This window comes from Staphylococcus sp. LKG4-2 (genome assembly GCF_050955665.1).
Lineage (GTDB): Bacteria > Bacillota > Bacilli > Staphylococcales > Staphylococcaceae > Staphylococcus > Staphylococcus saprophyticus.
In genome coordinates this window covers 2193266-2208113 of the sequence record NZ_CP194532.1, presented here as the reverse complement: position 1 = coordinate 2208113, position 14848 = coordinate 2193266, and the positions used below count along the sequence as shown (strand labels likewise).

At 34.0% G+C, this 14848-nt stretch carries 16 protein-coding genes and 1 tRNA gene; 11 read left to right on the top strand and 6 right to left on the bottom strand.

Going from position 1 to position 14848, the window contains the following annotated elements:
• Positions 1-15 precede the first annotated feature (15 nt).
• The 5 genes from trxB (at position 16) to ACM6UH_RS10880 (ending at position 5296) form a co-directional block, all read left to right on the top strand.
• Positions 16-960 carry a thioredoxin-disulfide reductase gene (trxB, locus tag ACM6UH_RS10900; RefSeq protein ID WP_002483895.1) on the top strand — a complete coding sequence of 315 codons (945 nt, stop codon included), beginning with the start codon at positions 16-18 and terminating at the stop codon, positions 958-960.
• A gap of 345 nt (positions 961-1305) precedes the next feature.
• Positions 1306-2232 (top strand): RNase adapter RapZ, encoded by a 927-nt coding sequence (gene rapZ / locus ACM6UH_RS10895; protein ID WP_069844416.1) that lies wholly within the window; start codon positions 1306-1308, stop codon positions 2230-2232.
• Complete coding sequence (locus ACM6UH_RS10890; protein ID WP_011303621.1) at positions 2219-3229, top strand: gluconeogenesis factor YvcK family protein; 1011 nt, start codon at positions 2219-2221, stop codon at positions 3227-3229. The genes rapZ and ACM6UH_RS10890 overlap by 14 nt, the downstream gene beginning before the upstream one ends.
• 38 nt (positions 3230-3267) lie before the next feature.
• Entirely contained in the window at positions 3268-4212 is a 945-nt protein-coding gene (gene whiA / locus ACM6UH_RS10885) for a DNA-binding protein WhiA (RefSeq protein ID WP_047502688.1), read from the top strand.
• 238 nt (positions 4213-4450) lie between these two features.
• Positions 4451-5296: a YitT family protein gene (locus ACM6UH_RS10880; protein ID WP_047502685.1), complete on the top strand. Its 846-nt coding sequence runs from the start codon at positions 4451-4453 to the stop codon at positions 5294-5296.
• Between the two features lie 116 nt (positions 5297-5412).
• Here ACM6UH_RS10880 and ACM6UH_RS10875 read toward each other — a convergent pair whose 3' ends face one another.
• Positions 5413-5814, bottom strand: a complete 402-nt coding sequence (locus ACM6UH_RS10875) for an Ltp family lipoprotein (protein ID WP_256121673.1) — start codon at positions 5812-5814, stop codon at positions 5413-5415.
• A 576-nt stretch (positions 5815-6390) separates the two neighbouring features.
• Positions 6391-6462: transfer RNA gene (locus ACM6UH_RS10870), tRNA-Arg, on the bottom strand.
• A 153-nt stretch (positions 6463-6615) separates the two neighbouring features.
• Here ACM6UH_RS10870 and clpP point away from each other — a divergent pair.
• Positions 6616-7200: an ATP-dependent Clp endopeptidase proteolytic subunit ClpP gene (clpP, locus tag ACM6UH_RS10865; protein WP_002483889.1), complete on the top strand. Its 585-nt coding sequence runs from the start codon at positions 6616-6618 to the stop codon at positions 7198-7200.
• Positions 7201-7265: 65 nt separating this feature from the next.
• Here the strand turns inward: clpP and ACM6UH_RS10860 are convergent, their stop codons facing one another.
• The 3 genes from ACM6UH_RS10860 to ACM6UH_RS10850 all read right to left on the bottom strand — a co-directional run bounded on the left by ACM6UH_RS10860 (position 7266) and on the right by ACM6UH_RS10850 (position 8951).
• Entirely contained in the window at positions 7266-7469 is a 204-nt protein-coding gene (locus ACM6UH_RS10860) for a hypothetical protein (RefSeq protein ID WP_002483888.1), read from the bottom strand.
• A gap of 23 nt (positions 7470-7492) precedes the next feature.
• Positions 7493-8389: a TIGR01777 family oxidoreductase gene (locus ACM6UH_RS10855; protein WP_041079700.1), complete on the bottom strand. Its 897-nt coding sequence runs from the start codon at positions 8387-8389 to the stop codon at positions 7493-7495.
• 370 nt (positions 8390-8759) lie between these two features.
• Positions 8760-8951: a hypothetical protein gene (locus ACM6UH_RS10850; RefSeq protein WP_011303593.1), complete on the bottom strand. Its 192-nt coding sequence runs from the start codon at positions 8949-8951 to the stop codon at positions 8760-8762.
• Between the two features lie 291 nt (positions 8952-9242).
• Between ACM6UH_RS10850 and ACM6UH_RS10845 the strand changes: the two genes are divergently transcribed.
• A complete protein-coding gene (locus ACM6UH_RS10845; RefSeq protein WP_011303592.1) occupies positions 9243-9890 on the top strand; it encodes a DUF4887 domain-containing protein in 648 nt (215 codons plus the stop codon).
• Between the two features lie 113 nt (positions 9891-10003).
• Here ACM6UH_RS10845 and ACM6UH_RS10840 read toward each other — a convergent pair whose 3' ends face one another.
• On the bottom strand, positions 10004-10231 hold the full coding sequence (locus ACM6UH_RS10840; protein ID WP_011303591.1) for a hypothetical protein: 228 nt from the start codon (positions 10229-10231) through the stop codon (positions 10004-10006).
• Between the two features lie 377 nt (positions 10232-10608).
• On the opposite strand from ACM6UH_RS10840, the gene ACM6UH_RS10835 reads away from it, so the two are divergent.
• The 4 genes from ACM6UH_RS10835 (at position 10609) to tpiA (ending at position 14848) form a co-directional block, all read left to right on the top strand.
• Entirely contained in the window at positions 10609-11637 is a 1029-nt protein-coding gene (locus tag ACM6UH_RS10835) for a sugar-binding transcriptional regulator (protein WP_011303590.1), read from the top strand.
• Positions 11638-11677: 40 nt separating this feature from the next.
• A complete protein-coding gene (gene gap, locus ACM6UH_RS10830; protein ID WP_011303589.1) occupies positions 11678-12685 on the top strand; it encodes a type I glyceraldehyde-3-phosphate dehydrogenase in 1008 nt (335 codons plus the stop codon).
• A 131-nt stretch (positions 12686-12816) separates the two neighbouring features.
• Positions 12817-14007: a phosphoglycerate kinase gene (locus ACM6UH_RS10825; protein WP_011303588.1), complete on the top strand. Its 1191-nt coding sequence runs from the start codon at positions 12817-12819 to the stop codon at positions 14005-14007.
• Positions 14008-14086: 79 nt separating this feature from the next.
• A complete protein-coding gene (tpiA, locus tag ACM6UH_RS10820) occupies positions 14087-14848 on the top strand; it encodes a triose-phosphate isomerase (protein ID WP_041079695.1) in 762 nt (253 codons plus the stop codon).

Here is a 14848-nt window from a genome sequence, read left to right as displayed (position 1 = left end):
CAGGAGGCAATTAAAATGGCTGAACAAGTGGATTTTGATATTGCAATTATTGGTGCAGGCCCAGCAGGTATGACTGCAGCAGTTTATGCATCTCGCGCAAACTTAAGTACTGTAATGATAGAACGTGGCATGCCTGGTGGACAAATGGCAAATACGGAAGAAGTTGAAAACTTTCCAGGATTTGAAATGGTAACAGGTCCGGACTTATCTACAAAAATGTTTGAACATGCGAAAAAATTTGGTGCACAATATCAATATGGTGACATTAAATCAATCGAAGATAAAGGCGCATATAAAGAAGTGAACCTAGGAAATAAAGTAATCACTGCACATGCAGTTATTATCTCAACAGGTGCAGAATATAAAAAAATTGGTGTGCCAGGTGAACAAGAACTTGGTGGCCGTGGTGTAAGTTATTGTGCAGTTTGTGATGGTGCATTCTTTAAAGGTAAAAAATTATTTGTTATTGGTGGCGGTGATTCAGCCGTTGAGGAAGGCACATTCCTTACAAAATTTGCGGATAGCGTAACCATTGTACACCGTAGAGATGAATTACGTGCGCAAAAAATATTACAAGATCGCGCATTTAAAAATGAAAAAATTGATTTTATCTGGAGCCACACACTAAAAACAATTAACGACAAAGATGGTAAAGTAGGATCAGTCACATTAGAATCAACAAAAGATGGTTCTGAACAAACATTAGATGCGGATGGTGTATTTATTTATATTGGTATGAAACCACTGACAGTACCTTTCCAAGATTTAGGTATTACAAATGAAGTCGGTTATGTCTTAACGAATGAAGATATGAGTACAAGCATTCCTGGTATTTACGCAGCAGGCGATGTACGTGAAAAAGGTTTACGTCAAATCGTTACTGCAACAGGTGATGGTAGTATTGCAGCACAAAGTGCTATCGCATATATTGAACACATCAAAGATACAATAGAAGCATAATCAATCGTGTGATTGTGTTGTATAATAGAATTTAGTTAAAGCTAGAACATGATGCTCAGACATAACTGAAAGCATTGTGCTCTAGCTTTTTACATAAGGATATATATTTATCTATGTTTATAATTGAAGTCTTATGGTTATAGGAGTTAAATTGCAGCCACAGCTAACTTCAATATTAAAGTGATAATGCTACTACCTAAGACCTTTTTCATGTAAAATGAAATATGATAGCATAAGATTGTTAGACTTATTTGAAGTGAAATGAATCACATCACTTTAAAATATGAACTGTTAACAACGAAGTAACATTTTATGATTAAATAAATCAACGAATGGTGTGAAAAGATGCAACCGGATGAAAAAGAAATAGTAAAAAGTGAATTATTAGTCGTTACAGGTTTATCAGGTGCTGGGAAATCTGTAGTCATTCAAAGTCTAGAAGATATCGGTTATTTCTGTGTAGACAACTTACCACCGATACTTTTACCTAAATTTGTAGAATTGATGGGGCAAGGTAATCCATCATTACAAAAAGTTGCAATTGCAATCGATTTAAGAGGGAAAGAATTGTTTAAATCATTAATCCACGAAATGGATTTAATTAAAAGTAACTCTGATGTGATTGTGGATATGATGTTCTTGGAAGCATCTAATGAGCGTTTAATTTCTAGATATAAAGAAACAAGACGTGCGCATCCGTTAAATGGAAATGGACAACGTTCATTGATAGAATCGATAAATGAAGAACGTGAGTTATTAACAGAAATTAAAAGTCTAGCGAACTATACGATTGATACGACGCAAATGAAACCAAAAGAATTGCGTAAACGCATTGGTGACTATTTCAATAAGAGCAATGTACAAACATTTAATATTAATGTAACGAGTTTTGGATTTAAGCATGGTATTCAAATGGATGCAGACTTAGTATTTGATGTGAGATTTTTACCGAATCCACACTATGTTGATGAGTTAAGACCGTTCACAGGAGAAGATGAAGCGGTTTATAAATATGTTATGAAATGGAAAGAAACAAATATATTTTATGAAAAATTAATAGATTTATTGAAATTTATGGTACCAGGATATAAAAAAGAAGGTAAATCACAACTGGTTATCGCAATCGGTTGTACTGGTGGTCAACACCGTTCAGTCGCATTAGCCAAACGTATCGGAGCAGAACTTAACGAAAGTTTTGATTACAATGTGTATGTGCATCACAGGGATGCACATGTGGAAAGTGGCGTGAAACATAAAGATGAGAAGAATTAAACTTGTACTAATAGGTGGCGGTACAGGCTTATCCGTTTTAGCTCGAGGCCTTAAAGATTACCCAATAGATATTACGACAATTGTCACAGTTGCCGATGATGGTGGGAGCACAGGAAAAATAAGAAATGAAATGGATATACCTGCACCGGGAGATATAAGAAATGTAATTTCTGCATTAAGTGAAACTGAGTCAACATTAGAACAACTTTTCCAATATCGTTTTAAAGAAAACCAAGTTGAAGGTCATTCGCTTGGCAATTTACTGATTGCCGCGTTAACGAATATTACGGATGATTTTGGACATGCAGTTAAAGAATTAAGTAAGATTTTAAATATTAGAGGTCGTGTTATTCCGTCCACTAATACAAGTGTGCGTTTAAATGCAGTCATGGAAGACGGAGAAATCGTATATGGCGAGTCTAAGATTCCAAAAAAAAATAAAAAAATCGAACGTGTATTTTTAGAACCTGAAGATGTAAAACCGATGGAAGAAGCAGTTGAAGCGATTGAAGAGGCAGATTTAATTGTTATGGGGCCAGGTTCTTTATATACAAGTGTCATTTCAAATTTATGCGTAAAAGGTATCGCAGATGCATTACTTAAAGTAGATGCCCCTAAATTGTATGTTTCAAATGTAATGACACAGCCAGGTGAAACGAATAATTATTCTGCTGTCGATCATGTCAATGCTATCCATGATCACATGGGTGCGAAATGTATTAACTATGTTATTTGTAGCACGCAAAATTTTCACGGTAATGTATTAGAACGCTATAGAGAAGAAAATGCAGAACCTGTAAAATGCAACACGACAGATATGGAAGCACAGAATATTAAAGTCTTTACACATCCTGATTTAGTAGAAGTGTCTTCAGAAGATTACGTGCGCCATAACACTGAAGTACTTTCAAAAATGATCTATGAAATCGCTATGAGAGAAACGGCGACAATTGAGTTTAATCGAAATAAAGATCATAATAAAGATCATAACGAATAAGCCAGACAATAAACTTATAAGAAGGGACTGATTGAATCATGAGCTTTGCATCAGATATGAAAAATGAACTTACTAGAATTGAAGTAGATGAAGAAAATGCAAAAGCAGAGCTCAGTGCGCTTATTCGAATGAATGGTGCACTCAGTCTATCCAATCAACAGTTTGTTATTAACGTTCAAACCGAAAATGCAACAACAGCAAGACGGATTTATTCGTTAATAAAAAAAGTGTTTAATGTGGAAGTGGAACTACTCGTACGCAAGAAAATGAAATTGAAAAAAAATAATATCTATATTTGTCGTATTAAGGCAAGAGCCAGAGAAATATTAGATGATTTAGGTATTTTAAAAAATGGTGTCTTTACCCATGAAATCGATGAAACTATGATTCATGATGATGAAATGCGTCGCAGTTATTTGAGAGGTGCCTTTCTAGCTGGTGGTTCTGTTAACAATCCAGAAACGTCATCTTATCATTTAGAGGTTTTTTCGTTATATGAAGATCATTCTGAAGGTATCACACAATTAATGAATGCGTATGAATTAAATGCAAAACATCTAGAACGTAAGAAAGGCAGCATTGCTTACTTAAAAGAAGCAGAAAAAATATCCGATTTTTTAAGTTTGATAGGTGGTTATCAAGCACTTTTGAAATTTGAAGACGTTCGTATTGTTCGAGATATGAGAAATTCTGTGAATCGATTGGTTAATTGTGAGACAGCCAATTTAAATAAAACTGTAAGTGCAGCCATGAAACATGTAGAAAGTATACATTTAATTGATAAAGAAATTGGTTTAGACAACCTTCCAGATAGATTGCGTGAGATCGCAAAATTAAGAATTGAGCACCAAGAAGTTTCATTAAAAGAATTAGGTGAAATGATGTCGACGGGAAAAATATCTAAATCTGGTGTGAATCATAGATTAAGAAAGTTAAATGAGATGGCTGATAAATTAAGAGGCGGTGAGCCTATCGAACTATAGCACATAAGATGTATCATCTGTTTTGCATGGTTATCTCTTAATTTGAAAAAGAATTAAGTGTAAATTGAATTTCTTCTAGTCACACATAAAATAAATATGCTAATATAATGAAAAGTATGAATTTCAATTAATGACGCCTCATGGAGGTGTCTTTTTTAATATTTAAGCATTACTTGATGAATATTGAACATTTTATTTATAAACCACAATAATAAAATAGTGAAAAGTGAGGGTATTTATGAAAAATTTAATAAACAAGCATTATAAAAACATTATATTCTGTTTAATTGGTACATTCATAAATGCGATTGGTGTAAACTGTTTTTTACTTGGATCAAATCTAGGTGATGGCGGCACAGTAGGGATATCATTATCTCTTATGTATGCATTCGGTTTATCGCCAGCGTGGACCTCATTTATTATCAATACCGTTGTCGTATTTGTAGGGTGGAAATTTTTAAGTAAAACGGTAGCGGTCTACACCGTTATTTCCAACACTGCGTTGTCTCTATTTTTACATTTAACTGAAAATATTAATCTAGGTGTAGATAATTTTGTTATTAATTCTTTATTTGGGGGCGCTGTGATTGGTATCGGTGCAGGGCTAGTAATTTCTACTGGTAGTACACTGGGTGGTACATCAGTCATTGCGAAAATTGTGAATAAATACTCCGAGATCAAAACGTCACAAGGTATTTTTATACTAGATGCACTTGTTGTTCTTTCATTCTTAATGGTACTACCATTAGAAAATGTGCTGTTTACCATTATTATGTTATTTGTTACGGAACGTGCCACGTCCTTCGTTATCGAAGGTTTCAATCCGAAAAAAGCAGTTACAGTGATTTCAAGCAAAAGTGATTTAATTAGTGATAAAATCAATGCGTTTACTGGTAGAGGGTCAACCATATTAACTGGTAAAGGTGGTTATGGAAAGTCAGAAACACATATGTTGTACGTCGTTGTACCGCAATCACAAGTTACAAGGGTCAAGAAACTGGTAAATGAAGTGGATGAAAATGCATTCCTAGTGATTCACGATGTGCGTGATGTTTTAGGCAGTACCTTTATAAATATGAATTAAGAGGCAAAATAAAAACGATATTTCGGTTTCAATACCGAAATATCGTTTCTTTAATGTTAAGTTTAATTAAGTCCCATCAACAATAATTAAAGTTGAATTAGGGCTTTAGAACTTCACTATTTATCTAATTGATCAATAGTGTATTGCGCTTGTTCTTCCGTGAATCCTTCAATATCTGATGTTAATTGATTGTATATTGCATCGTTTGACATATTCTGTGTATCAGCATAATCTTTAGCTTTTTCGAGAGCATTCTTTTTATAATTCGCTTTTAAATTATCTACTGTATATTGTGCATCTGATTCTTTAAAACCATCAGCTTCAGACATTAATTGATTATAGATGCCATCTTTTGACATGTGCATAACGTTCGAATAGGTTTTCGCTTTGTTTAATGCAGATTTTTCTTCTCTAGAAGCACTACTGTTGTTTGAATTGTTTGATGAATTATCATTAGTGTCTACGTTGCCTAGGTTTGCAGTACATGCTGAGATGCCTATAATGATAATTACTAACAAAATTAAACAACCGCAACCAGATCCACAACCCCAAAACCAACCTTTACTAATTTTTTTCGATTTTTTGTTGATTTTGATGCGCTTGGTATTCTCTCCACTGCGCATCACTAATTTGCTTGTCTACCAATGTCTCATTTCCCCTTTGTAAAATAATCTAATTTTTACAAGTGTATCAAATGATTGTAAATTTAAAATGAATTTTGTATTACTAATTATCTTTATGTTTATATATTACTCAATGTAAAAAGCGTGAATTTTGTGTATATATTAAGAATTGATTTTTAAGTATCTCATTTAGATAAGGATGTATTTTTAATAATTAAGATAATTTGGTACTTAATATCATAATCAGTGTAGAAAATTACATTTCTCAGTGTAATCCATTTTTTATTAATAGAATTTTAAAAAATGAAAAAATCAGATCGAGAATCATTTTTGATGTCTCGGTCTGATTGATTGTACAAGTAGGGGATGACTTAAGTAGGAATATAAAATACATGAGATTGAACTCGTGTGCGCTTTATATTGGTTATCTTCCCTTTTTAATTTGAAAAGTATACTTTTATTACTTATTAGTCCCCTCGAAGGGAATCGAACCCCTATCTTAAGAACCGGAATCTTACGTGTTATCCATTACACTACGAGGGGGTAAAGACGCATTAATATAAGTGTACAAATCTTAACGAAAACGGTCAATAAGAATAATTCAACTTTCATAAAATTTTTGAGCGTTATTTTTTGACCATGTTTGACTTTTAGGTTAAAATAAATTTATCAGTTAGAAATAAGGAGGCAATATTAATGAATTTAATACCTACAGTAATTGAAACAACAAACCGTGGGGAACGTGCATATGACATTTACTCACGTTTATTAAAAGACCGTATTATAATGTTAGGTTCTCAAATCGATGATAATGTAGCAAACTCTATTGTTTCTCAATTATTATTCTTACAAGCACAAGATGCAGAAAAAGATATCTATCTTTATATCAATTCACCAGGTGGTAGTGTAACTGCTGGTTTCGCTATTTACGATACAATCCAACACATCAAACCAGATGTACAAACAATTTGTATCGGTATGGCTGCATCAATGGGGTCATTCCTACTTGCAGCAGGTGCAAAAGGTAAACGTTTTGCATTACCAAACGCTGAAGTAATGATTCACCAACCATTAGGTGGCGCGCAAGGACAAGCGACTGAAATTGAAATTGCTGCTAATCATATTCTTAAAACACGTGCTAAATTAAACCAAATTTTAGCTGAACGTACTGGTCAATCAATTGAAAAAATTGAGCAAGATACAGATCGTGATAATTTCTTATCAGCTGAAGAAGCTAAAGACTATGGTCTTGTTGACCAAGTTATGGTACCAGAATCATAAGATTTAATTTCACTAAAAAAGCCAAGCTACATAATCAGTAGCTTGGCTTTTCTATTTATCTCACATTATGAATTGTTATTAACTTTAAGTCTACGATAGTTGCGCCAAATTAATTTAATGGCTACAAATGTTACACAGATACCACTTATCACCAATATTGATGATATAAATAGCATAGTTAAATTTTGTTCAAAAGCACAGATACCATTAATTAATAATAACAATCCAGCGATAAATAATAAGGCATGTGTTAAACGATCTGTCTTCATGATTCATTTCGCTTCCTATTCACTTAATGTACTAAATCTTCGAGTGCGATTTTTAAATCAGGATATTTAAATTTGAAATGGGTTGCTTGTAATTTATTAGGTATTACTTTTTGTGTATCGAGCACAACAGTCGACATTTGACCTAAAGCTAACCTAATGGCTAACGATGGGACCCATGTATGATGAGGGCGATGAGAAACGCGTGCAAGTGTATACCCAAACATGTTTTGATGTTCTACAATCGGTGCAGTAAAGTTAAATACACCTCGTGCACTTTCCGTATTGATAGTATGGAGCAAGGCTCTCACTAAATCATCTATATGAATCCAAGAATACCATTGTCTTCCTGAACCTAATTTTCCACCAAGATAAAAGTCATAAGGCAATTTCATCATTGGTAGTGCGCCGCCATCATTAGACAAGACCATTCCAAACCGACCAATAACGACACGCGTACCAAGCGTTTCAAATTGGCGAGCCATTCTTTCCCATTGATATACGACTTCCGATAAAAAATCAAAAGGAAGTGTTTTATATAATTCAGTATACGTACGATATAAGTCTGGTTTATAGTAACCAACAGCACTCGCATTGAATAATACTTCTGGTTTATGTTTACGATTTTGAAATAATTCGAATAAAGCTTGTGTAGCTTGTATACGACTTAGCATAATGGTTTGTTTATAGGATTTAGTCCATCGTTTATTTAAACTAGCACCTGCAAGGTTAATGACGATATCGATATCAGGTATTTCATTTTCCCAATTTGATTGAGACCAATTGACGTAGGAAATCTTAGGGTGTGATGAAGTCATATCCTGTCTAGTTAAAATCGTTATATGCGCATCACTTTGTATGATAGCTTTAACTAATTGCGATCCTATCATACCTGTACCACCTGTAATTAAATAATGTTTCATTTTATCACCTCATAATTTAGTAATGCCTAATGTTGGAATGATTAGAGTGAATCAATCGAATCACATTTGAAGGTCATAATTTTTTCATTGTTTGTTCAATAATATGTCATTTACTCGTATTAAGAACTATTTAAAATAAAGAGCATTCATTTTATAATTGAGATACCTTCGATATTAATTAATCATCTCTTAATTATTTCGAGTATACCCCATAATATACTAACGAAGGTAAAATTTTGACTCCCTTTAGTAGTGGCCTGTACGCATTGCGTATAGGCCTATATTTATATGTTAACGCAATTTGCTTTGTTTAACTATCTTTTTACATTTAAGTCAAAACATTTTATAAGGATATGAAGGTCGTTATGCCCTATAAAGTAAGTATAGAAATTATTCCAGTGGCTATGAATAACAAAATAATAATCATCATAAATAAGGGGAATCGCTTTTTATCTCGGTCTTTTGATTCGTAATGATCGTTATCAATCATAATTTGACGTAGACCTCTTTTTTGAGATGATTTTTGCTCCTCTAATTCATCAAATGGATCATGCTTTTTCAATTTTAGAACACATCCTGTTATATTAATGTTATAGCTTATTCATATTAATAATAAAAAATTACAAAAGTATTGAAAACGAAGATTACTATAGATTAATATTAAACTATAGTATTAAATTTTAAGTTATATATGTATTTTACTATACATATGTCGTTAAGATAACATCTAGGTTAAAAAATAGTTAATGAGTTTAATTAATAAATGAAATAGTGTAAAATATACATTTGTTATTGAAAGCATGCGCATAAATGAAAACAAATGTTATGATATAAATTGAAGTGAGGGGAGCATATGCCAAACCATAATCCGAACAACAAGAAAATGAGTGGTTTTGCGAAAATTGTAAGTGGATTAATCGTATTATTATTAGTAGGTGGATTAATTTTTGCTATTTTTGCATTTGTAGATCATTCAAACAAAGCGAATGAACGTTTAGCAGATCAGAAACAAGAAGAAAAAGATAAGAAAGAAAAACAGAAGACAAAAGAAGAAAAAGACAAAAAAGATAAAGAGAAATCTACACAAGAGTCTCAACAAACACAACAAACGCAGCAAACAGTTCAAACGCAACAACAAACACAGCAAACGCAACAGACGCAGCAAACACAACAGCCAGCAACGACTGAGCGTCGTACAACAGAAGAAAAATCACCTGAAAAAACGAAAGAAGCTACCACAGAAGAAAGAACAACTGAAGAACGTTCTACTGAAGAAAAAACACGTGAGCCTTCAACAGAAGAAAAAACAACTGAAGAGAAAACATCTGAACCTTCAACGGAAGAAAAAACATCTGAACCATCGACTGAAGAGAAAAAACCAGAACCATCAACTCAACAAAGAAGTTCTCAAAATAATACACAAGAAAGATCAGCACAAAGCAACAATAATAGTTCAAGTACCAATGAACGCTCAAGCGATTCATCTTCAGAAGATGACTAATATATTTAATAGGACTGCGAAATCGATGTTAATCATATGATTTCAAGGTCCTATTTTTATAGCGTTAAAAACACCTGTTATACGGTTTGTTTTATAGTATTTAAGCACACAGACTAAAATAAGAAATTTAATAAGAAAGTAATGAGTGAGGATAATAGTATGAGTGTGATACAACCGCTAAGACAACCAAAAGGTCCACAGCCACATCCTATGTTTTTAGAATAGTGAAATGTTTGATTTGAATGCGAATAATCTGGTTGTTTAGGATTTTTGAAATAATCTTCATCTTTATAACGTCGATCGTTTGGATCAATGACTTCTGGATGATCGTTCTGTGACATGTATTTTCCTCCCAATTGAATAATCTATACTTTTATTTTATAGATTAAAGATAATGGAAGCAATGATTCTACAAGTGTATTTAAGCCGCTATCATAAGTGGATGCTTACTTATTTTTAAGAATCGGAAAATATAATGATTTATGATTAGTAAATGATTAATCGGGTAATATAACAATGCAAGACATTTTAGAGGAACGATAGAATATATAAAGGTAATAAGTAAAAATTAAGAGAAGTGTATTTCTCTTGCAATTTCAAATCGATAGTAGTATTATTGCAAATATAAGAGGTTATATTTTTTTGTCCTGCTAGGGACGTAAAAAGTCAACCTATGGTTGGAACTTGACCCTTTATAATGAAACGGAGGAGGATAGTAGTGAATGATTTGATAAAAGTTCAACAAAAACTTGTGCCAGAACTTGTTGAAAAAATGTATCGACGTTTTTCAATTCTCACTACTATTGCTAAGCACCAACCCGTAGGTAGACGTAGTTTAAGTGAATATATGGATTTAACTGAACGTGTATTACGTTCCGAAACAGACACATTGAAACAACAAGAACTAATCAAGGTTAAGCCAACAGGCATGGAAATCACTGAAGAAGGTAAAGCAACTGTTCGTCAGCTAAATAGTTATTTTAATGTTTTTTCTGATGACCATCATCTTTCACAGTTGATTAAGGAACAATATGACATTAAAGACGTCTATGTGATACCAGGTGATTCTGAAACTGATAAAGCAGTAAAAATTGAACTTTCACGACAGGCAGGACAGTTGGTTGAAGATGTTCTTTATGATCATGCCATTGTAGCAGTCACTGGTGGGTCTACGATGGCCTACGTGAGTGAGGCAATGCATAAACAGCCACATGATGTTTTCTTTGTTCCGGCAAGAGGCGGACTGGGTGAAAATGTTGTATATCAAGCAAATACCATTGCAGCGAGTATGGCACAACAAACGAATGGTGATTATACGACATTATATGTCCCAGATAATGTGAGTGAAACAACATACAATACACTTATGTTAGAGCCTTCAGTTATTCACACCCTAGAAAAAATTAGAGAATCCAATATTACAATCCACGGCATTGGTGATGCGCTGAAGATGGCGCGAAGACGTCAATCACCAAACGAAGTTATAGAAAAACTTCAACATCACAATGCCTCGGGAGAAGCATTTGGATATTATTTCGATGATCAAGGCGATATCGTCCATAAAGTGAAAACAATTGGACTACAATTAGAAGACCTTGAATCGAAAAAGTTTATATTTGCTGTAGCTGGGGGTAAATCTAAAGGAGAAGCAATTAAAGCTTACCTTTCTATTGCTCCAAAAAACACTGTATTAATTACAGACGAAGGTGCAGCAAGTGCAATCGTAAATAACAGTAATAAAAAGTGATTACACTTTTTAAATATCATTTTTAAAGGAGGCCATTTTAATGGCAGTAAAAGTAGCAATTAATGGTTTTGGTAGAATTGGTCGTTTAGCATTCAGAAGAATTCAAAACGTTGACGGAATCGACGTAGTAGCAGTAAACGATTTAACAGATGACGAAATGTTAGCTCATTTATTAAAATATGATACTATGCAAGGACGCTTCACAGGAGAAGTTGAAGTAGAAAAAGACGGTTTCCGCGTAAACGGACAAGAAGTAAAATCATTCTCTGAGCCTGAACCAAGTAAATTACCTTGGAAAGACTTAGACATCGATGTTGTATTAGAATGTACTGGTTTCTTCGCTGATAAAGAAAAAGCAGAAGCACACATCAATGCAGGTGCTAAAAAAGTATTAATCTCTGCTCCAGCTACAGGCGATTTAAAAACAATCGTTTATAATACAAACCACCAAGAATTAGACGGTTCAGAAACTGTTGTTTCAGGTGCTTCATGTACTACTAACTCATTAGCTCCTGTTGCTAAAGTTTTAAATGATGACTTCGGTTTAGTAGAAGGTTTCATGACTACTATCCACGCATACACTGGTGACCAAAGCACACAAGATGCACCACACAGAAAAGGCGACAAACGTCGTGCGCGTGCAGCTGCTGAAAACATCATCCCTAACTCAACTGGTGCTGCTAAAGCAATTGGCTTAGTAATTCCTGAAATTGATGGTAAATTAGATGGAGGAGCGCAACGTGTTCCTGTTGCAACTGGTTCATTAACTGAATTAACAGTTGTTTTAGAAAAAAATGTAAGCATTGAAGATGTAAATGCTGCAATGAAAAATGCTTCAAACGAATCATTCGGTTACACAGAAGACGAAATCGTATCTTCAGACGTAATCGGTATGACTTATGGTTCATTATTTGATGCAACACAAACTCGTGTAATGACTGTTGGCGACCGTCAATTAGTTAAAGTAGCAGCTTGGTACGATAACGAAATGTCTTACACTTCACAATTAGTACGTACATTAGAACACTTAGCAACTCAAGCTAAATAATTTGATGTAAAAATGAATTTAACAACTTTAATGTGCTGTTAAATTTAAACAATAAGCTTAGGAGTAAGCGGGGAGCACAACGCTTCTCCGCTTATTTTAATTTGTTGTTCCATTTAGAGGAGGAAGCTTACATGGCTAAAAAAATTGTAACTGACTTAGAATTAAAAGGTAAAACTGTACTTGTTCGCGCAGATTTTAACGTGCCGATGAAAGATGGAGAAATCACTGACGACAATCGTATCGTTCAAGCTTTACCAACAATTAAATACATCATTGAACAAGGTGGAAAAGTTGTATTATTTTCACATCTAGGTAAAGTGAAAGAAGAAAGTGATAAAGCAGCATTAACTTTAAAACCTGTTGCTAATGCATTAACAGAAAAATTAGGTGAAGAAGTTACTTTTGTACCTGAAACACGTGGAGAAACACTAGAACAATCTGTCAAAGATCTTAATGAAGGCGATGTTTTACTAGTTGAAAATACACGTTTTGAAGATGTAGACGGCAAAAAAGAATCTAAAAATGATCCTGAATTAGGAAAATACTGGGCTTCACTTGGCGATGTATTTGTAAATGATGCATTTGGTACAGCGCATCGTGAGCACGCTTCAAATGTGGGTATTGCATCTAATTTAGAAACAGTTGCAGGATTCTTAATGGAAAAAGAAATTAAATATATCGGTGGCGTAGTTGAAAACCCTGATAAACCTGTAGTTGCAATTCTAGGTGGTGCCAAAGTTTCTGACAAAATTGGCGTTATCACAAACTTATTGAAGATTGCTGACAAAGTACTGATCGGTGGCGGCATGTCATATACGTTCTTTAAAGCACAAGGTAAAGAAATTGGTTTATCTTTATTAGAAAAAGATAAAGTTGATTTTGCAAAAGAATTATTAGACCGTGCAGGCGATCAAATCGTCTTACCAGTTGATTGTAAAGTTGCAAAAGAATTCTCAAATGACGCTGAAATCACTGAGGTTTCTGTTGATGATATCCCAGCAGACCAAGAAGCTATGGATATTGGACCAAAATCAGTTGAATTATTTAAAGAACAATTACAAGGTGCGCATACGGTAGTATGGAATGGACCAATGGGCGTATTTGAATTAAGTAATTTTGCTAAAGGTACAATCGGCGTTTGTGAAGCAATCGCTGAATTAAAAGACGCTAATACAATTATTGGTGGTGGAGATTCAGCAGCTGCAGCTATTTCATTAGGTTATGGTGATGACTTCAGTCACATTTCTACTGGTGGCGGTGCATCATTAGAATACCTTGAAGGTAAAGAACTACCAGGTGTAGTAGCAATCGCAAACAAATAAGCGCACGACTAAAAACAGCTATCCATGATTATCAGTGGCAACACATTTAATCATAAATTACTAATAGGAGTGTAATATAATGAGAAAACCAATTATCGCAGGTAACTGGAAGATGAATAAAACAGTTAAAGAAGCAAAAGATTTTATCAATGAATTACCAACATTACCTGATACAAAAGAAGTAGAATCAGTAATTTGTGCACCAACAATTCAATTAGATGCATTAGTTACTTTAGTAAATGATGGTAAAGCACAAGGCTTACAAATCGGTGCTCAAAATGCTTACTTTGAAGATAACGGCGCATTCACTGGTGAAACATCTCCAGTTGCATTAGCAGACCTAGGCGTTAAATATGTCGTTATCGGACATTCCGAACGTCGTGAAATCTTCCATGAAACAGATGAAGAAATTAACAAAAAAGCACACGCTATTTTCAATCACGGTATGACACCAATCGTTTGTGTAGGTGAAACAGATGAAGAGCGTGAAAGTGGTAAAGCTAATGAAGTTGTTGGCAACCAAGTTAAAAAAGCTGTAGAGGGTTTATCTGAAGCACAATTACAACAACTTGTGATTGCTTACGAACCAATCTGGGCAATCGGTACTGGTAAATCATCAACTGCTAAAGATGCAAATGAAATGTGTGCATTCGTAAGACAAACAGTTGCAGAATTATCAAGTCAAACTGTAGCTGACGCAACACGTATTCAATATGGTGGTAGTGTGAAACCTAACAACATTAAAGAATACATGGCAGAATCAGACATTGATGGTGCACTTGTAGGTGGCGCATCACTTAAAGTGGATGATTTTGTACAATTGTTAGAAGGTGCAAAATAA

Excerpts from the sequence above, each read along its gene's own strand:
- trxB (WP_002483895.1), top strand. The coding sequence starts at position 16 with ATGGCTGAACAAGTGGATTTTGATATTGCAATTATTGGTGCAGGCCCA.
- rapZ (WP_069844416.1), top strand. The coding sequence starts at position 1,306 with ATGCAACCGGATGAAAAAGAAATAGTAAAAAGTGAATTATTAGTCGTT.
- ACM6UH_RS10890 (WP_011303621.1), top strand. The coding sequence starts at position 2,219 with ATGAGAAGAATTAAACTTGTACTAATAGGTGGCGGTACAGGCTTATCC.
- whiA (WP_047502688.1), top strand. The coding sequence starts at position 3,268 with ATGAGCTTTGCATCAGATATGAAAAATGAACTTACTAGAATTGAAGTA.
- ACM6UH_RS10880 (WP_047502685.1), top strand. The coding sequence starts at position 4,451 with ATGAAAAATTTAATAAACAAGCATTATAAAAACATTATATTCTGTTTA.
- clpP (WP_002483889.1), top strand. The coding sequence starts at position 6,616 with ATGAATTTAATACCTACAGTAATTGAAACAACAAACCGTGGGGAACGT.
- ACM6UH_RS10860 (WP_002483888.1), bottom strand. The coding sequence starts at position 7,469 with ATGAAGACAGATCGTTTAACACATGCCTTATTATTTATCGCTGGATTG.
- ACM6UH_RS10855 (WP_041079700.1), bottom strand. The coding sequence starts at position 8,389 with ATGAAACATTATTTAATTACAGGTGGTACAGGTATGATAGGATCGCAA.
- ACM6UH_RS10845 (WP_011303592.1), top strand. The coding sequence starts at position 9,243 with ATGCCAAACCATAATCCGAACAACAAGAAAATGAGTGGTTTTGCGAAA.
- ACM6UH_RS10840 (WP_011303591.1), bottom strand. The coding sequence starts at position 10,231 with ATGTCACAGAACGATCATCCAGAAGTCATTGATCCAAACGATCGACGT.
- gap (WP_011303589.1), top strand. The coding sequence starts at position 11,678 with ATGGCAGTAAAAGTAGCAATTAATGGTTTTGGTAGAATTGGTCGTTTA.
- ACM6UH_RS10825 (WP_011303588.1), top strand. The coding sequence starts at position 12,817 with ATGGCTAAAAAAATTGTAACTGACTTAGAATTAAAAGGTAAAACTGTA.
- tpiA (WP_041079695.1), top strand. The coding sequence starts at position 14,087 with ATGAGAAAACCAATTATCGCAGGTAACTGGAAGATGAATAAAACAGTT.